At 33.3% G+C, this 18,330-nt stretch carries 18 protein-coding genes; 1 reads left to right on the top strand and 17 read right to left on the bottom strand.

Translation table 11 applies throughout. The features are described 5' to 3' along the window. Positions 1–50 precede the first annotated feature (50 nt). The 9 genes from Q7P22_RS04665 to Q7P22_RS04625 form a co-directional block, all read right to left on the bottom strand. On the bottom strand, positions 51–989 hold the full coding sequence (locus Q7P22_RS04665) for a J domain-containing protein (RefSeq protein ID WP_303861242.1): 939 nt from the start codon (positions 987–989) through the stop codon (positions 51–53). Positions 990–1,132: 143 nt separating this feature from the next. Then, the gene (locus Q7P22_RS04660; protein ID WP_303861241.1) at positions 1,133–1,606 is read right to left on the bottom strand and encodes a hypothetical protein; all 474 of its coding nucleotides are present in this window, start codon (positions 1,604–1,606) and stop codon (positions 1,133–1,135) included. Positions 1,607–1,895: 289 nt separating this feature from the next. Continuing rightward, positions 1,896–3,086 carry an anaerobic nitric oxide reductase flavorubredoxin gene (locus Q7P22_RS04655; RefSeq protein WP_303861238.1) on the bottom strand — a complete coding sequence of 397 codons (1,191 nt, stop codon included), beginning with the start codon at positions 3,084–3,086 and terminating at the stop codon, positions 1,896–1,898. Between the two features lie 255 nt (positions 3,087–3,341). Continuing rightward, complete coding sequence (locus Q7P22_RS04650) at positions 3,342–3,908, bottom strand: hemerythrin domain-containing protein (protein WP_303861235.1); 567 nt, start codon at positions 3,906–3,908, stop codon at positions 3,342–3,344. A 12-nt stretch (positions 3,909–3,920) separates the two neighbouring features. Further along, entirely contained in the window at positions 3,921–4,550 is a 630-nt protein-coding gene (locus tag Q7P22_RS04645; RefSeq protein WP_303861232.1) for a hypothetical protein, read from the bottom strand. A 175-nt stretch (positions 4,551–4,725) separates the two neighbouring features. Beyond that, positions 4,726–4,911: a DUF1858 domain-containing protein gene (locus tag Q7P22_RS04640; protein WP_303861229.1), complete on the bottom strand. Its 186-nt coding sequence runs from the start codon at positions 4,909–4,911 to the stop codon at positions 4,726–4,728. 88 nt (positions 4,912–4,999) lie between these two features. Further along, positions 5,000–5,980, bottom strand: coding sequence for a hypothetical protein (locus Q7P22_RS04635; protein WP_303861226.1), 981 nt, complete (start codon positions 5,978–5,980; stop codon positions 5,000–5,002). 194 nt (positions 5,981–6,174) lie between these two features. Then, positions 6,175–7,722, bottom strand: coding sequence for a UDP-N-acetylmuramoyl-L-alanyl-D-glutamate--2,6-diaminopimelate ligase (locus tag Q7P22_RS04630; RefSeq protein ID WP_303861223.1), 1,548 nt, complete (start codon positions 7,720–7,722; stop codon positions 6,175–6,177). Between the two features lie 84 nt (positions 7,723–7,806). Beyond that, on the bottom strand, positions 7,807–9,018 hold the full coding sequence (locus Q7P22_RS04625; protein ID WP_303861220.1) for an ATP-grasp domain-containing protein: 1,212 nt from the start codon (positions 9,016–9,018) through the stop codon (positions 7,807–7,809). Between the two features lie 416 nt (positions 9,019–9,434). On the opposite strand from Q7P22_RS04625, the gene Q7P22_RS04620 reads away from it, so the two are divergent. Next, positions 9,435–10,130, top strand: a complete 696-nt coding sequence (locus tag Q7P22_RS04620) for an aspartate/glutamate racemase family protein (RefSeq protein WP_303861217.1) — start codon at positions 9,435–9,437, stop codon at positions 10,128–10,130. 138 nt (positions 10,131–10,268) lie between these two features. On the opposite strand, the gene Q7P22_RS04615 is transcribed toward Q7P22_RS04620, so the two are convergent. The 8 genes from Q7P22_RS04615 to Q7P22_RS04580 all read right to left on the bottom strand — a co-directional run bounded on the left by Q7P22_RS04615 (position 10,269) and on the right by Q7P22_RS04580 (position 18,127). Beyond that, positions 10,269–10,916, bottom strand: coding sequence for a transaldolase family protein (locus Q7P22_RS04615; RefSeq protein ID WP_113919384.1), 648 nt, complete (start codon positions 10,914–10,916; stop codon positions 10,269–10,271). Positions 10,917–10,934: 18 nt separating this feature from the next. Further along, a complete protein-coding gene (gene rpiB / locus Q7P22_RS04610) occupies positions 10,935–11,381 on the bottom strand; it encodes a ribose 5-phosphate isomerase B (protein ID WP_303861213.1) in 447 nt (148 codons plus the stop codon). A gap of 192 nt (positions 11,382–11,573) precedes the next feature. After that, entirely contained in the window at positions 11,574–12,617 is a 1,044-nt protein-coding gene (locus tag Q7P22_RS04605) for a zinc-binding dehydrogenase (RefSeq protein ID WP_303861210.1), read from the bottom strand. Between the two features lie 2 nt (positions 12,618–12,619). Then, positions 12,620–13,666, bottom strand: a complete 1,047-nt coding sequence (locus Q7P22_RS04600; RefSeq protein WP_303861207.1) for a galactitol-1-phosphate 5-dehydrogenase — start codon at positions 13,664–13,666, stop codon at positions 12,620–12,622. Positions 13,667–13,798: 132 nt separating this feature from the next. Further along, positions 13,799–15,067: a PTS galactitol transporter subunit IIC gene (locus Q7P22_RS04595; protein ID WP_303861205.1), complete on the bottom strand. Its 1,269-nt coding sequence runs from the start codon at positions 15,065–15,067 to the stop codon at positions 13,799–13,801. A gap of 52 nt (positions 15,068–15,119) precedes the next feature. Next, positions 15,120–15,398 (bottom strand): PTS sugar transporter subunit IIB, encoded by a 279-nt coding sequence (locus Q7P22_RS04590; RefSeq protein WP_303861202.1) that lies wholly within the window; start codon positions 15,396–15,398, stop codon positions 15,120–15,122. Positions 15,399–15,422: 24 nt separating this feature from the next. Then, complete coding sequence (locus Q7P22_RS04585) at positions 15,423–15,878, bottom strand: PTS sugar transporter subunit IIA (protein WP_303861200.1); 456 nt, start codon at positions 15,876–15,878, stop codon at positions 15,423–15,425. 170 nt (positions 15,879–16,048) lie between these two features. Beyond that, positions 16,049–18,127, bottom strand: coding sequence for a BglG family transcription antiterminator (locus Q7P22_RS04580; RefSeq protein WP_303861197.1), 2,079 nt, complete (start codon positions 18,125–18,127; stop codon positions 16,049–16,051). Positions 18,128–18,330: the final 203 nt, after the last annotated feature.

Here is an 18,330-nt window from a genome sequence, read left to right as displayed (position 1 = left end):
GCCTTCGGCACTTTAAGTTATACGTTCTACGTAAAAGATTTTAAGTTCTTTTAAGCGTCTTCTAAATCTTTCATTTTCTTAAATAATTCCATCATTTCATCGCTTATAGATTCTGGATTTACTATTTTAATGTTTAGATACAGATCTCCACGGCTAGAGTCTTTTGAAATATAGCCTTTTTTAGATACTCTTATTTTTTTGCCCGTTTGTATTCCTGCAGGTATTTTTATAGATATTTTATCATCTAATGTTTGTACCGATTTTTGAGTACCTAATGCAGATTCCCAAGGATATACTTCAATATCTAGATAAAGATTGGCACCCTCTAACATCATACCCTCTTGTTTCTTAAAGTGAAACATTATATAGAGGTCTCCATCCTTACCACCAGAACGACCTTTATGCCCTTGGCCTCTTAGACGAATTTTTTCACCTTCTTGAATACCTATAGGCACCTTGTAATTAATGGTCTTTGTATCTTCGCCAACCCGAATACTTATTTTTTTCTGCTCTCCAAGAAATCCCTCTTGTGCGGTAATATTGACTTTTACCTCAATGTCTTTTCCATCTATACCGCGATTGTATGCAGAACCGTGTTCGCGCCTTCTACCTGATGAAGATCCAAACATATTTTCAAAATTAGCTCCTCCACCAAATAGCGTATTGAAAAAGTCACTAAATCCATCGCCCCCACCAGTACTATATTTGTAATGGGTATTACCTCCATAACCAAATTGAGAAGGGTCAAAATCGTAGCCATTTTGAAATCCACCTTGGGATCCAAATGTATCATATTTGTGTCTCTTTTCTTTATTACCTAATACTTCATACGCTTCACTAATATCCTTAAACTTTTCCTCTGCTTTTTGATTTCCAGGATTTGCATCGGGATGATACTTTTTGGCCAGTTTTCGATATTCTTTTTTTACTTCTTCCTGGCTTGCATTTTTGTCCAAGCCTAATATTTCATAATAATCCTTATATTTCAATATAAAAACTCCTTATCGTATCTGTATTTTAGTTCCATAAAAGGAAAAGGAATTTTTAGTTTTAATGTAACCTAAAAATCCCTTTTAATCGCTAAACCAGTATGAAACCAATACTTTATCTTTTATATATATAACAATCACCTTTATTGCAAAAACATTTCATAATATGCAAAGGAATTCCTCTTTAACTCGTCATATTTTTCAATATCATTTAAATAGTAGCATACTTCATTTAAGTTCTTCAGTTGATCATTTATAAAATCATGTAATAATAAATTGTTCATCTTGTATTTCTCTTTTTCTGCAAGGCTCTTGCCACAGATACACATGGTTATATAGTACAAAATCGCTGACTTTTTGTCTAGGAAATAAAACCATTGACTGAACTCCTTGTTTAATTCCCCAATAAGGTTTCGCACCTCAGAAATTTGCCACAATTCTCTTGTATCATTTTCATAACCTTTGATTTCTATATCTATGCTCTCGCTAAGGTTATGGGTTGTTAATACATTGGGGTATAGTGTATTCAACATATTCGCATATTTTAAAACTTTTATGCTTTCAATATCTTGTCTTTCTATTGACATGATTAGATAATTTGCTTTATTCTTAATCATTAAATCATCAAAATTGATAGCTGGATTTTAAAGCTTAGTACTATTATATCCCGATAAACTACAAAGTTCAAGGCATATTGCTTTTCGTCTCTAGCTTGCGTGTACTCCTTAAAAGCCTTGTATTGTTCCATAATATATATTTTTTTTATATAAAAATTTATAAATAAAATAGAGTCAAAGAAATTCGTCAATATATGATTTCTCTGACTCTTGTTAAACTATTTTACTTTATTAAGCTACCCAATGTAGCAACTGTGCTAGTAACTCTAGACTAGGAACTAGCCGCTAGTTATTTCACTTTTTTCGCAAAGTTTACTCCGTACTCGTAGCATTGTTTCAAAGCATCTTCGTCAGGATTCCATAATGCACGGATTCCTTCGTCTACTATTTCAAATCCTGATTCTTCCATTTCTTTTGTAAGGAGCTTGACAGACTCTCCACTCCAACCATATGATCCAAATGCAGCAGCTTTTTTGTTTTTAAATTGTAATCCCTTTATCATCTCAATATTGCCTGCCATTGAGACAAGAATCCCCTTATTAATTGTTGATGAGCCTACTAGTATAGCTTTTGATTTAAAAACCTCTACCATAATATCATTTTTGTCTGTTTTGGCTGTATTAAGGAGCTTAACAGTAACATCATCGTCTACGCTTTTAATTCCTTTCGCTATAGTTTCTGCCATTCTGCGAGTACCGTTCCACATAGTATCATAAACTAATGTGATTTGATTTTCTACATAATTGTCTGCCCATTTCATATATTGTTCAATGATCTGAGCTGGATTATCTCTCCAAATAACACCATGACTTGGACATATTATATCAACTGGGAGATTGAAAGATAAAATTTCTTCTATTTTCTTTTTTACAATAGCATTAAATGGATTTAAAATATTAACATAGTATTTCAATGCTTCATGGTATAATTCTTCTTGATCTACTAGATCATTATAAAAGTTTTCAGAAGCATAATGTTGACCAAATCCATCGTTACTAAATAAGATATTCTCTCCAGTCATATAAGTAAACATTGTGTCTGGCCAGTGAAGCATTCTTGCTTCAATGAATATAAGTTTGTTTTCTCCAATATCTAGAGTATCACCTGTCTTTACCGTAACAAAGTTCCAGTCTTCGTGATGATGCCCTTTAATAGATTTAACGCCATTTGCAGTACAGTAAATTGGTGTATCAGGAATTTCTCTCATCAGTTCCTTCAATGCTCCACTATGGTCAATTTCTGCGTGATTGGCTATAATGTAATCGATCTCTTTTAAGTCAATTTCCTTTTTTAAATTGCTTACATATTCTTTGTCATATGGCAACCATGAAGTATCAATTAGTACATTCTTTTGATCCCTTATAAGATAAGAATTATAAGAAGAACCCTTTTTTGTAGAAAGTTCGTTTCCGTGGAACATACGTAGTTCCCAATCAATTTTACCCACCCAAGTTACTTTGTCTGTAATTTTGTAATCCATATAAACTCTCCTTATCTATTTTTCTATAGCTCTTAATTTCAACACTTAGCTATAGTGATTATTATTACAATAGTATTTATACCCATTTATTTGACTATATAACTTTAAAAGAAAAAAAATTAACAATAATTCCTTAAATGTTACTACTATAGGGCTGAATTTTGCAGGTCAAAAGGAGGACTTTGCTATTAAAAAGCCACAGAAAATGATTCTCTGTAGCTTTTTTAATATTATTTTGGGGGTGAGTAAATGGTGTTACTCTTTTAGCAATCCAATTTTTGCTTCTAACTCTTCTAACATAGCAATATACTTTTCGCGAACTTGTTCTTTTTGTGCATTCTTTTCAAATTGATCACAATCTTCATCGATTTCTCTTAAGACTTCTTCTGGAAGTCCATTTTCTGCATATGGATATACTACATTATCTTCTTTATCTATATGTCTAGCAAGTAGGGCAGCATATCCTACTGCATTTGCTATGATATCAATTTTTGCTTCATCATTGCCATTTTCAAGTTCCTTTAAGGCTGCTTCAAGATCCATCATATGAAGTCTTCCTAAATCGTGTTCTACAAGCATACCATGCCTTATAAGCTTATCTGCAACAGGGCCTTGGTGTGCCATCATTTGTTTAAATAAAATTTCTTCTTCTTTACCATGATGGTGCTTGTCCGCAAAGTTTCTCACAAAATCAATCATTAAATAAAAGTCGTTTATATCTACATCTTCGCCCTTTACTACTTTATAGCTATATTTTCTAAGGACGGCCAACATTCTTTTAATGTATTCATGTTCAGTAACCATTAATTCAATACTTTTCATTTTTCTTCCTCCTTAATGTATGATTCTTTGTGTATCATCCGATACTTTTTCATACGTAAAGCTTCCTTTTAATGCACTTACGAAGGCTTGAATCCAAGCTTCTCTTAATTCATAAAAAATGGCTACGTCACCACCCACAGAGCTCCAGTGTTCACTATGTAAACAAGTGGTCCTCTTCCAACGAATTTCTTCATCATCTGAATGAATCACTTCATTTACTCTGTCACAAGGCATGCCTTCTAAGATAAAATCATTTAGTGCATTGTAGACCTCTTCTGGAGTACTTAATTCCACTTCAGAATATTTTAATGCACCGGCCTTTCCCTGTGTTTGAAATAATTTTATTAATGAATCTTTATACTGAGCATTTTCATTTAGAATTTGAGTTACTAAATATGCCTGTCTTCCTTCTACTACTAAAATTTTCCCTTGTAACCAGCCATGAATATTTGACGTATCAATAATATCTTCTAAAGGCCTACCACCTGTTAATTCACCGTATTTTTGATCTATATCCATTGTCCATTTTTCAATAGGTAGATTTTCTTCTTTTGCCCATCTGGCAATTTCTATTTCTACATCTTCAAACCATAAAATTTTATCGTATAACCAGTAGTGTATTTTTCCTAAAAATAAACTCATTTTTATTATCCTCTCTTATTTAAAATAATCTATGTTTTTCACATGATCTAATTAAAAACTTACAATTAATAATTCTTCATATTTTTAATTAGAAATTCTCAATTGTAAATTTTTAATATAGGAAACGACAGGGGGCGTGTCGTTTCCTATGAATGAAACAAATAAGGGAAAACCCTTATTTGTTTAATGCTATTAGTAATTCGTCAATATTAATAGAGTGAACCATGGCTGCTTCTTCTAATGTTTCAGATTGTGCTGATGGACAACCTACGCAACCCATTCCAAATCTTTGTAATACTGGGATTAAATTAGAATCCATTCTTATTATTTCACCGATTGTCATTGTTTTTTCTATTTTCATTTTAATTCCTCCTAATTTTTTATACTTTATCTATACCCTTAGTATAGTCTTCATAACATATTTTTTCTGTAACTAATGTTACTAAACCCTACTTTTCTTCAAATGCTTTTATAAGTTTCTCGATAAGTTCTAAACTTATTTTTGTCTTCATTCCAATAAGCTTTTCATTTTTCTCTCTGGCAACATCTTCTACTTCATTAATACTTTGTTTTAGCTGTAGATTTAAGTTTTTATCCGCTTCTAAGGCCTTCGGTTCAATAGAACTCCACAAGTTTAAAGTGCTCTTCATGGAAGAATTCACCTTTTCCCAATTAATTTCCTTTGAAGATATGTTTATATCATGTAACAAGTACTTTAATTGATATAAATCTCCGGGCGCTTGCACATTAAAAAGGCTGATAAATTTATTCATGTGTTTTTGCAGTTCAGCAGAGTTTCTTACAATGTTTAGCTCTTCCTTATTTAACTCTACCGTAGGATCGACTTTTTCAAGAGCCTTTTGTGGGTCTTTATTTATTTGATCCTGTTGTTGAGCCCCTTCTTGTTCACCGTGCGCGCCACTATCTTCTTGCTTACCTTCTCCTCCATCGGCTTGATCTGATGACTGACTATTGGTTTGTTGTGTTTGCTCTTTATTCGCTCCTCCCTCTCCTTGGTCACCACCTTGCGGTGTTGTTTGCCCTTGTGAGTCTTGCTCTTGATTGCCACCTTGCTGTTGCTCTTCTTTTGGTAACTTCAAAGTCATATCAATTAGAGAGTTGGATAAAGTATTTAAATCCTCTACAAACCCATCTACACTTTCTTGCGCAATTCCTTTTTCCTGTAAATCTGGATATAGTTCGTTCCATGTAGTTTGAATGTCCTTTGTCTTCGTTAAACTTGCTGTCCAATCTTTTTTCATCGTATTTTTGACAACTTCGTCTATTTCACTTTGTAATTCCTTTAATTGATTAGGAGGCTTATCTTTTTCACTATTTTTTGTCTTTGTAGCCTCTTCTTTTCCAAAGCACCCGACTAATATACAGGAAAGTATAAAAATAATTAGTACTGAGAATACTCGTTTTTTCATGAAAACACCTACCTTATTAATAGTATCCTTAGCAAATTAGAACTTATTCTAAAAAATTAATTTTATAGTAGGTAATATTTTTAAGGTCTGTAATCATAATAGCTCTCTCCTAGTTTAAATCACTTAGATTTCTTGCTAGAAAAGAGCTACTCAATAGTGTGTTCATATTTTGTTTTCTGATATTGTACCTTATATTAGCGCTTTATTACAATGCTCTTGTATGAAACTTGAGCATTATACTCTTCGATAAAACGAAGGGCATTTACAGCGTCCGAAGGGTAGTCTACGTATTGATTGCCAATTTTTTGACTGGTCTCATGACCTTTTCCAACTATCATGATAACTGTTTTTCCTTTTGCTGATTTTATTGCTTTTTTTATTGCCTCTGTACGATCTTCTATTACCTCGTATGTGCGTTCTGGATCAATATGTTGTGCAATTTCATTACAAATATCTCCCACAGGTTCAAATGCAGGCTCATCCGCAGTTAAAATAATTCTATTTGAATTTTCCCCTGCAATCCTGCCGAGATATTTCCTTCTATTTAATGCCTTCTGTCCTGGACATCCAAAAACACTTACAATCTCATAATCTGAATAATCTTCTTTTACGGATTCAAACAACTTTTCAAAACTTAATTTATTATGTGCATAATCTACTATTGCCACAATCGTGTCATCCTTGCTCGTATAGACCTCCATTCGTCCCTTTGGATGGGTATTTTTGATTCCAGAATAGATATGCTCTATAGGAATATTTAGTTTGGATGCTACTGCAATCATTGCAAGGGCATTTTCTAAGTTGAATAATCCAGGCATTGCAAGTTGAAATTCTCGATCAAACTGTTGGTACTTTACCTTAAAGGAAGTACCTTTCTTATCCTTTATTATATCGTAAGCATAGAAATCTGCGTTTTTATCGTGCATACTAAACGTTACGATCTCTTGCGCGGCTTTGGCGGCTTCTAAGATGCGTTCAGCAAAGTCCGCATCCATATTTACAACTGCTGTTTTCGTCTGTTTAAACATAGACAATTTAGATTGAAAATAGTCTTCAAAATCTGGATGTTCAACAGGGCTAATATGATCCTCTGAAATATTTAGAAACACTCCCACATCAAAATTTACGCGGTCCACACGATCATACTTTAGAGCTTGACTGGAAATTTCCATTGCTAAAAAATCCAAATTGCTGTCAGCTGCATTTCTAAAATGGGAATGAAGTTCTACAGCTTCAGGAGTTGTAATATGTGAAACTTTTGAAACCACACCGTCATATACATCAATCGATGATATGATACCGCTTGGATTCTTTTGATTTGCTTTGAGATAATCATCTAGTATGGCCTTAATATAATATACGGAAGTAGTTTTCCCTTTTGTTCCTCCCACTCCGATTAACTTAAATTCTTCCCATGGAGAATTGTAAAATGTATCTGCTAAAATTGGCATAGCCTTTCGTATATCCTTTACAATAATATATGGAATTTGATCCTCTAAGTCGTATTTTTTTTCGCTAATATAGCAAATGCTTCCTGCTTTTACTGCTTCTTTTACATATTCTTCTTTAAATTTCGCACCTTTACATATAAATAAAGTATTTTTGCAAGCTGCCTTGGAATTATAGGTTAAATTTTCAATATACTCCATTTCTCTTCCATATAACTTTGATTCTACAAGAAGCGATTCTTTCTCTATTAGCTCAGTGAATTCTTTTATAGTATAACTTTTCATCTGTTTCATTTTATTTCTCCTTTGCTACCTCATTTATTTTATCATAAGCTATACTTGCCGAATCTAAAATAGGTATCAACAAACCTTTATATATTAATAATAATATTTTTTAAACTTAATAAAATGACTTAAATGAGTTTTCAACATCGCCATAAAACGTTTTAAAACAAAATCTTTGTGAAAAAAGATTGGATTGACCACTTTTTTTTCACGAATTAATTGTCTCATTTTTTCTTTTAATGTTTCATCTTTTACGTATTTAAATGCTACAGTTTTTGGAATAACCATCCATAAGTGTTCTTTTTTAGCCATTTCAAATTCTAATTCTTTTCCATAAATATGCTCTTCCACAAGATATTTTGCTATGTTAAAGCCTGAGCCTGTTACATAGTAGTTACTTCGTCCTTGACGAGTATTGAGTTCAAAAAACTTAAATTTACCATCACGAGTGTCAAATTTGATATCAAAGTTAGAGAACCCTACATAATTTAAATCTTCTAATAATTTTTTTGCCTTTAACATTAGTTCTTCATTAAACTCTGTAATAATTAATGCGTGATTTCCTTTTCCTCTTGGTGTATGCTCTTCCAAAAGAACATGTCCTAAACACATCATCTTTACTTTGCCATTTTGATCTGAATAAGAAGTAAGAACCCTCATATGTTCATCGTTTCCTGGGATGGTATCCTGAATGATTAAAGCATCTTCATATCCTGCCCCGTAAATATCAGAAATGATTTTATTTAACTCTTTTCTATTATTTACACTATACACTTTTTCTTGCGTAGCAAATGAATGTTTCCAATATTCTACACTCTCTGATGGCTTTAATATAACAGGATAAGAAAAATTCATTTCAAAATCTAATCCCATATCTTTTGTATGTACTATTGTATCTGGATAGTCAATTTCATGTTTATCACATAATTGATAAAATAGTTGTTTTTGCTGCAATTCATTCATTAAATCATATTCAATATATGGAGCAATAATATTCTCTGCTAATTCTTTTTGATATCGGCTAATAAGGGAAACGTAATTATCTCCACATCCAAGGATTATTATTTTCTTGGATTCATGTTGTTTGGCAAAACGATTTATATTTTCTAAGAAAAATGCATCTTCATCATTCTTAGGATTATGGCTATATTCCGTAATTTTACTATTGTAACTTGGTCCTGATGGGTATTTACCAAAGGTATATGTTTTCACTTGATATTGCTCGTAAAACGCTCTAGCAACACTATACGTATTGATATCTCCGCCTAACACGACCGGAATAAATTCTCTTTCTTTAAACTCCATTACTTTCTCCTCTTTCTAGTTAATCTATCATATATTTATATCGTATTACCCGATACAGTGTCAAATCTAACTCTTTATATTATGTTGCTTTTGCCATTTTATTAAACTCCTCATTTTACTTTTCTACTCTGAGGCACAATCGAAAAATCAACATTTCTGTTTGCAACATCTGCACCGCAAAAACAGCTACTTTGTTAATGCTAATTTTGTATTTGAAATCTATGCAATCTTTAAACTAAATTAGTTTCTCTGTATAATACGACTTCCTATATAATTGTATACTTTCAGTAAAAAGTATATCGATAACCTTTCTTATTATCAACTTTTTTTTATTACAAGGTATGATTTTCTCTACATTTATAGTAAAATAAATATACTGCGTAAACAAGCATATTATAAAATGAAGAGGTAGTTCTATGAATGACGATAAAGTTATAGGTATTATTGGAGGTATGGGACCTGAAGCAACGGCGAGTTTATTTACTAGAATCATCAAGGGCACAAAGGTCGAAAAAGATCAAGATCATCACCGCGTTGTCATTGATAGCAATCCCAAAATCCCTGATCGCACAGCCGCCATTTTAGGCAGAGGGCAAAGCCCTGTTTCCGCTATTGTAGCTGGCGGGAAGAACCTCGAAAAAATCGGAGCAACTTTACTGCTCCTGCCGTGTATTACTTCTCATTACTTTATAGAAGAAATACAAAGTCATCTGTCTGTACCGGTTATTAATGCTATAGAGGAGCTTTACAAGTATATTGTAAATAATAATCCTAATGTATCAAAAATAGGAGTTTTGGCCACTTCAGGAACCATTAAAAGTGGTCTCTTTAATAAGTATCTTTTAAACATAGAAGTCTTAACACCAGATGATGAAGCTCAAGAAAAGCAAGTCATGGAAGCCATATATGGAAAAAATGGCATTAAAAGCGGTAATACTGGTAAAGAGCCAAGTCAGCTCCTACAAAAAACTGCTGAAAATCTCATAGATAGTGGCGCAGACCTTATCATCGCTGGTTGTACAGAAATAGGCTTAGCTCTAAAACAAGAGCAAATCTCTAAGCCTCTAATCGATCCTATTGATTGCATTTTTTATAATGGAATAATAAAATAAAAATCACCCTTGAGGTGATTTTTATTTTATTTTAAGTTGTAAGTGCTACGTATTTAATTACTGTTTCAATGATTATATGATGAATAATCCAGCTCCCGCTACTATGTAATAAAAAAGGGGAGAGGTGTTGCTTAGGAATTATCCAAATTTCTTTGCATCCCCATTGAAAACAGCTATACTATCAGCAGCTAATTTATTATTCATAATTGTATCTAGTAAATTTGTAGCAATCGTTACGCTATCTGCTCCTGCAAGCATAGTGTGTATAATTTGAGAAGTGTTCTTAAAGCTAGCGCCTAAGATCTTTGTGTTTAAGCCTAAGTTTGCATAAAGCTGTGCTGTATTGCTTACAATTTCTTCTGAATCTAATCCTTGATTAGACATTCGATCTATATATGGAGCAACCCATTCGCATCCAGCTAAAGCTGCAATATAGCATTGTTCAATAGAAAATATCGCAGTTGCAATGATGCCTATTTCAGGATGTACTTCTTTGATTTCTTTCATGGCTTGAAAGCCTGCTTCATTAGCAGCAATTTTTAATTTAATTCTCTTATCGCCTTGTTTTAAGATTTTTTTTGCATCTGCGCAAATTTCCTCTTTTGTATCTCCTGCTGCTTGTATAAAGAGTTCACGCTCTCCTAGTACTTCAAGTATGCTTTGAAGTACTTCTTCTCGACTTTTGCCTTCTCTTGCAATCAATGTAGGATTTGTCGTTACCCCTTTGACCCAATCATAGTCAATGTATTTTTTTATCTGGTCAATATTCGCTGTATCAAGATACAATTTATTTCCCTCCTCGTATTATCTTTTGTTGCTTTCATATTCTGTAATAATGTCAACTCTTCTTTGATGCCTATCTCCTTCAAACTCAGCGTTCATCCAGGAGTCTACAATCTTAAGAGCTAGCCCTTCTCCTACAACTCTTTCGCCTAAGCAAAGTACATTACAGTTATTATGTTGTCTTGTCATCTCTGCTGAGAAACAATCAGAAACTACTGCTGCTCGAATACCATGTACTTTGTTCGCTGCCATAGACATCCCTATACCAGTACCACAGCATAAGATGCCAAGGTCTGCATGTCCTTCTGTTACATTGCGACATACTTCAAATGCGTAAGAAGGATAGTCTACACTTTTATTTTCAAAAGGTCCAATATCTTTTACTTCATGACCTAATTCTTCTAAATGTTTTACGATTGCTGCTTTTAATCGAATACCACCGTGGTCGCTACCAATAACTAATTTCATTTTTTCACCTTTCCTTATTGCGTAATTTTATCTCATCGTATGCAAGATATCTTATTAATTATAACATATTATACCTTATAATTAATAAGTTGTATTTCTTCAATGGGCCTATTTATTTAAGTATATTCTAAAAAAGGCTTTACCTCTAAAAAGCCAATAGCTTTTTATTTATTCAGAGGTAAGCCTATTATATTATTCTAAGTCGTTTGATTTTATCATAACTTTAATTTCTGTACCAGCTATTGTCGTTTCGAAGGCTTCTCTCCAGCCTTTCAAATCATAAACTTTGGTAATTAATTTGTCTGAAGCCACTTTACCATTCGCTAATAAATCTAGAGCAATAGGCCAAGAACTTGGTTTTTGAGAACGACATCCAATGTATTGAATCTCCCTTTGGATAATAGATTCATTGTCAATCTCATTGTATTTTTGTGCAAATAATCCTACTTGTACGAAAGTTCCTTTTTTTGCTACTAATGGTAATGCTTGATTTACTGCAACTTTTGAGCCAGAACAATCAAAAGCTTTGTCTACTCCATATCCATCTGTTATATCCATGACTACTTTTTCTAAATCCTCAGTAAGTGTATCTACTACTACATCCGCACCAATTTCTTTTGCTAATGCTAATCTCTTTGCGTCTTTTGTAATACCTGTTTGGATGACTTTTGCCCCTTGTGCCTTAGCAACTTGCATTAAAAGTAGTCCAATTACACCAGGTCCGATGATTAATACTGTGTCATGTGGTTGAACAGTAGTTTTTTCTAAAGCTGCATGTACTGTACACGCTAGTGGTTCTGATAATGCCGCCGCTTGATAGGAAACAGAATCGGGCAACAAATGGCAGCTTTCTTCTCTTGAAAGCACATATTCCGTAAAACTTCCGTTTTGTTGTGTTCCTATTCCTTTTCTAGTGCTACACAAATTGTAGTCTTTTTCTAAGCAATATCTGCAAACACCACAAGTTTCAAATGTAGTTTGGCTTGTTACTCGATCGCCTACTTTAAATTTTGTTACATCTGGGCCTACTTCTACCACTTGTCCAGAAAACTCGTGTCCTAAGACAACTGGTGTTTTTGGATTTTTGTATTCACCTTTAAAAGTATGAATATCTGAACCGCATACCCCTGTATAAGCAACTTTAATCTTAATTCGATCTCCATATACTTTTGGTTCTTCAATATCTAAAAACTCCATTTGATCATAGCCTGGTGCTGTTTTAACAACTGCCTTCATCCTTATACCTCCTGTGGTTTTATAATAACTTTATTGTATTTTTCTTTTCTACCAGCAATCATATCATATGCATTTTGAAGCTCAGATAGTTTATAGCGATGAGAAATCATTGACTTTACATCTACTTTGCCATCTCGAATCATATCGATAGCCGAGGACCACTCTCTGCCAGGGAATGGTGCGCTGTAAGAATTCCAAAATCCAGTTAAAGTCAACTCTCTTCTAAAGATTCTTTCCCAGGACTCTTGTGGAACTGTAATATCTTTATAAGCAATCCCTAAGAAGCCAATTTTTCCTTTTTTAGCTGTTACACGAAAACATTGTTCTTCAGTGATAATAGAACCGGCACACTCTAATGCAATTTCTACGCCTCGATTATTGGTGTACTCATTAACTTTTCCTACTAAATCTTCCTTCATAGAGTTAATCGTGTATTGGCATCCATAATCTTTTGCTTGTTGTAATTTTTCATCGTCGATATCCACTGCTATAATAGCTTTTACGCCTGTGTTAAGCAATACTTGAATGGCAAGCATTCCTATTGCGCCACAACCAAAGACGATAACTGTGTCGCCAATTTCAGGCTTTATACCTATTACACCATGAAGTGCAACGGATAAAGGTTCTATTAATGCAGCTTGATCGTAATCTAAATCTCCAATAGATAATACATTTTTTGCAGGAAGTACACAGTTTTCAGCAAATGCTCCATGATAGTGGGTTCCAATCATCTCGTAATCATCGCATAAAGAATAGAGTCCTTGTTCGCAGTATTCGCATTTATTACATGGCAAAAAAGGGATGCCTACTACTCGTTCCCCAAGTTGAACATTTGTTACATTTTCACCTATCTCAACGACTTCACCAGTAAATTCATGCCCCATAACTGCTGGCAATTGATACTTCCATTTTGTCTGCATCTTGTGTGAGTCTGAACCACAAATACCTGCTGCCATAACTTTTACCCTTACATCGTTAGGACCGCATTTTGATTCTTCCACTTCCCCAAGCTTGTTTACATTTGTATCATATAAAATTTGCGCTTTCACAATGATCACTCCTTTTCGATAGTATAACCCCTTAAATCTTAGAAAACCCCTTTATCATTTAACTAAATTGAACTAATTTTATACAATAACATGGTCCAAGTATTCTACTTGAACCATGTTTTGAACTTTCAATTATCCTACAAATGGTGCCATAAATTGTGAGAATTTTAAGATGATCCAGTTTAATAGGTTTCCACCTAAATCTAATGATGAGTATACTGTAGTACCAACATCTTGAGCTGCTGCCATCATTTGAGTATGAACTGGCGCGAAGTTTGTCGCCATCCATAAACTAAAGCAAACAACAACTGACATTGTAATAACAGATTGTATAATATTACCTTTACGTGATGCTACGATAAATGCAGAGTAGAATGTTAATGTAGCTAAGTCACCAAAAGGTAGTACTGCATTTCCTGGAAGGAATACAGCGATAAGTAATGCAATAGGTGACATCATAAGTGCAGTTGAGATTACTGCAGGATGTCCTGTAGCTAAAGCTGCATCTAAACCAATGTATAAGTCTCTACCTGGGAATTTCTTTTGTAAGAAACCTCTTGCAGATTCTGAAATAGGAATCAAGCCTTCCATTAGGATTTTAACCATTCTAGGCATAAGTAGCATTACCGCTGCCATGGCAACTGCAACTTGTACCGCTTTACCAATGTCATAGCCTGCTAGCACACCGATGACAAAACCAAGTATTAAGCCCATCATCATTGGCTCTCCAAAGATGCCAAATCTCTTTTGAATTGTATCTGGATCAGCATTTAATTTGTTTAATCCTGGAATCATTCCTACTAATTTACCAACTGGTACACCAATGATTGCAAAAGCAATTGTAGATCCTGTTGGTAACGATACACCTTCTAATCCGAAGAAATCTTCACAATAATGTTGGAACTTGTCTGCCAAAATTAAAACAAGTACTTCATAGATAATTGCTGCTAAAATACTAAACCAAACATTTCCGCCAGTTACAGCATAAGCTGTTGCACCAGCTGCGATAAAATGCCAATAATTCCAAATATCAACGTCTAATGTTTTTGTAAGTTTTGTAGCAATCATAATAAGGTTGACTGCTATACCAACTGGGATAATAATTGCTGCAATGGGAGCTGCCCAAGAAGCTGCTGCTGCTGCTGGCCAACCTGCATCAATAACATTTAATGATAGGCCAAAACGTTCAACCATAGCTTGTGCTGCTGAGCCCAAGTTGTCTGTTAATACGCCAATAACTAAGTTTACACCAACCATACCAATACCAACGGTAATACCTGATTTAAAAGCTTTTGCAAAACCTGTACCAAAAATCAAACCAAGGATTGTCAGTGTTAATGGTAATATAACTGTAGGTCCAAGACCAAGGATATAATTTACTACATCTAATAATGAATCCAATTTTTTACTCCCTTTCTTTATTTATATTATAGATAATTTCTGAGGATGCGGCTTATTTAAGCGCATCCAAAATTTTTTGATCTAATTTATCCATGCCAATTCCTGAAATGTATGCAGTTGCGATAATTGTTGGGATTTCAAAAGTAGTTGGCAAAATTGTTGTAGAAATTAATAAGTCTGCTTCCTTTTCTAAACCCTTTGCTTCTTGAATTTTTATTTGTCTAATATCTGCTTCAATACCGTTTTCTTTTAATAAAGTAGTAATTTTTTCATTTACTACAGTTGATGTCGCAATACCTGCTCCACACGCTACTAAAATTCTTTTTTTCATAATCTTTCACCTCAATTTATATTTTTAAGCTAAAATGCTTTGTATAACCTGTTCTACATCTGTTGAATCAAGAATCTGTTGGATTTTATCGTCATTTTGTAATACAGCCATGATTGCTTGTAATGACTCTAATTGAGTATGTGGCTCATTTAAGCCTAATACAAAAATAGCCTTTGCTTTAATCTGAGCATTTGTATCATCCATTCGACTGAATGGTACCCCTTCTTGACTGGTTACAACGGCAATAAACTGTTTTTTTACATACTCTGGATTGGTATGCGGTATGGCAACACCAAACCTTTCCGTTTCAATACCTGTTGGGAAGTTCTTTTCTCTTTCTGTAACCTTTTCAAGAAAAGCATCTGTAATCATATCCATTGACATAGCCTTGGCAGCTACTTGTTTAAAAACTTCTTCACTTGTGCGAGCAGAAGTATGAATAAATACTAAGTCATTATTAAGAAAATCTTGTAATCCCACTAAACTTTCCTCCTCTCTACTTAAACCTAGGTTAAGTTGCAACCCTATATAAAGCTTGCGCGTTATATCTATCAATATTTATTTTTTATATTTATACCCACATCTTAAAACACAAAACTTTGTGATTATTTCATATTCATGCAAATTGATGACGGATCATAGATCATCTGTTACACTTTTACTTCTTGATATTTTTCTAAAACTTTGTATATACCATCAGCAGTTTTTGCCTTTTGCAACTCTTTTAATGCTTTTGGATTCATAGACATATTGTACAATTGCAGCATTGCATTAATATGGTTTCGCTGATTTGTAGTAGATATAACTACTATATAAAATAGTTTTTTGTTCTCTTTATAAGGAATCCCCTTATTGATTTTAAGAAAACTCATCCCTAATTTCTTTGATCCATCTTCAGGCTTAGAGTGAGGAATAATTATGCTAGACCCTAAAACAATGTTAGGTACAATATTTTCATATTGGCTTTTCATCGCTTCGAAATATATTTTATTAATATATCCCCCGTTCTCTAATGGTATACTTGCTTTTTCTAAAGCTTCTATCCAGCTTAATTCTTCATCAGTAATCTTTATTAAGTCAAGATTAATGATATCTACTAGATTTGGCTCTTCTTTAAGCCTTTGATTTTTAGTACTTTGTATTGGAGAACGAAAAGTATCTTCAATTTCATTGGCAATTTTAAACTCTATATCTGGATTTAGTTCAAAGTACTTTTTTATAATTCGAATGATTTTATTGGTAAATACATTGCCACTACTTATATTGTAAAGCCTTTGAAATACTACATTTTCAATTCTCTTTTTTTCCGTTTCATCGAGAGGTTCTTTAATCACTACCACATCTTGATTTAATTCTATAGGTACTGATGAAAAGACAATATCTGCTTGCATATCGTTCTTTATTTCATTAAACTCACTTAAAGATACAGACTTTAAAAAATTGATATAGGGAAAAATCCCCGCTAATTGATTTTTTAATACACTAGAGAAAATGACCCCATTAGGACAAACCACTAATGCATTGATGTTTTTTATAGCTTTATCTTTATTGTATAAATACCCTCCGATAAAAATGGAGAGAAACATGATTTCCTGATCCGGAAACTTCTTTCCCACAAAATCTTCAAGAGGCTGTAAAGAGTATTCTACTAAATGATATAAAGACTTATATTCTTTACCTAAAGTATCTATATACGGATATTCCATCGTCATATTGTACTTAATTCGATATACTGCTGAGCGAAGGTGTAAGTACAACTTCTCTTGTAGCTCTTGTTTATGGTAAAGAACAATTGCAGATCTCTTTTCAAACAGATCAAGAAATTCTAGTATGCTTTGCTTTAATGCACTAATATCTAATTCAGCATTTGCTTCGGCTAAATTCAACGACAGGAGCAGCAGTGTAATATATAGCTTTTCCTTACTAGGAATTTCAATACCCTTCTCGCTCTCAAATAGAGAATTGATTACGCTGTACTCTTTCGTATCAGACAATTCGTTAAACTTAATACCAAAATAATTGTCGATATATTTTTTGTTTTGAATTCGCTTTGTTATAATAGCAAACTCATAAGGCACTGTCCAAATGCGTTTATCGTTGTACTTAATATTTAGCTTTTTTTCAATAGCCCCTACTCTATTCTGTAAGTCTTCTATTTGAGTTTGATTCATATTTCCATATTTTTTTAAGGCTTCTTGACCATTGTAGAAATCGTAGATTTTAGCTACTACAGGCCGTATCAGTTTTCTAATATCCCATTCCTTACCGCCTAGGAAATAACCTTCTGTCCTAGAATAATTTAACTCAATACTATATTCTGCTAAGAATTCTCTAACTTTACTGAAATCTCTTAACACAGTATTCTTACTGATCTCTAGGGCATCAGAAAAATGAAACAAGGACAAATCATAATCTTTTGATAAGAGCATGAGAACAATTAATTGCACTCTTTCATTTTCTGCTGGTATGTACTTTACTTTGCTTTCTGGATTGCTCTTTTCATAGAAAAACCGTTTCACCTTTTTATCAACTTTAAAATAGCCTTTATTAGATCGGGTAATCTTGTCGTAATTTTCTAATTGCAGATATTCGTTAATCTTTCGAATACTGTAATCAAGCTGATTTCTGCTTAGGTGAAATTCTTCTTGTAGGTCTTTAGAAGTGATATCTTCTTGAGATGCAATTACTTTTAATAGTTCCATACTTCTCTCATCTAAATTTAGATACACAATTCCACCTCCTGATATCATTATAGTGCTCAATCAATATTAATAAAAGCTTATTTAGACTCCAAAATAAATCACCATTTTAAGGAGTGTGGTGACTTCCTTTCTTACATCATCATGTTTTATAAATACATAAAAAATCATTTCATGTACTTATTTCAGTACTCTCCCAGGTTTTTGCTATAGATAGGTTTATACAATTTACA

The organism is Alkalibaculum bacchi (assembly GCF_937875145.1).
GTDB lineage: Bacteria > Bacillota > Clostridia > Eubacteriales > Alkalibacteraceae > Alkalibaculum > Alkalibaculum bacchi_A.
Note: the sequence above shows the minus strand (reverse complement) of the source record. Positions and strands in the feature narration are given on the sequence as shown.

Bases quoted from the DNA above. Each gene is read 5' to 3' on its own strand.
- Q7P22_RS04605 (WP_303861210.1), bottom strand. From the start codon at position 12,617: ATGAAGGCAGTTGTTAAAACAGCACCAGGCTATGATCAAATGGAGTTT.
- Q7P22_RS04630 (WP_303861223.1), bottom strand. From the start codon at position 7,722: ATGAAACAGATGAAAAGTTATACTATAAAAGAATTCACTGAGCTAATA.
- Q7P22_RS04660 (WP_303861241.1), bottom strand. From the start codon at position 1,606: ATGATTAAGAATAAAGCAAATTATCTAATCATGTCAATAGAAAGACAA.
- Q7P22_RS04590 (WP_303861202.1), bottom strand. From the start codon at position 15,398: ATGAAAAAAAGAATTTTAGTAGCGTGTGGAGCAGGTATTGCGACATCA.
- Q7P22_RS04620 (WP_303861217.1), top strand. From the start codon at position 9,435: ATGAATGACGATAAAGTTATAGGTATTATTGGAGGTATGGGACCTGAA.
- Q7P22_RS04645 (WP_303861232.1), bottom strand. From the start codon at position 4,550: ATGAGTTTATTTTTAGGAAAAATACACTACTGGTTATACGATAAAATT.
- Q7P22_RS04650 (WP_303861235.1), bottom strand. From the start codon at position 3,908: ATGAAAAGTATTGAATTAATGGTTACTGAACATGAATACATTAAAAGA.
- Q7P22_RS04655 (WP_303861238.1), bottom strand. From the start codon at position 3,086: ATGGATTACAAAATTACAGACAAAGTAACTTGGGTGGGTAAAATTGAT.
- Q7P22_RS04640 (WP_303861229.1), bottom strand. From the start codon at position 4,911: ATGAAAATAGAAAAAACAATGACAATCGGTGAAATAATAAGAATGGAT.
- rpiB (WP_303861213.1), bottom strand. From the start codon at position 11,381: ATGAAATTAGTTATTGGTAGCGACCACGGTGGTATTCGATTAAAAGCA.
- Q7P22_RS04625 (WP_303861220.1), bottom strand. From the start codon at position 9,018: ATGGAGTTTAAAGAAAGAGAATTTATTCCGGTCGTGTTAGGCGGAGAT.
- Q7P22_RS04635 (WP_303861226.1), bottom strand. From the start codon at position 5,980: ATGAAAAAACGAGTATTCTCAGTACTAATTATTTTTATACTTTCCTGT.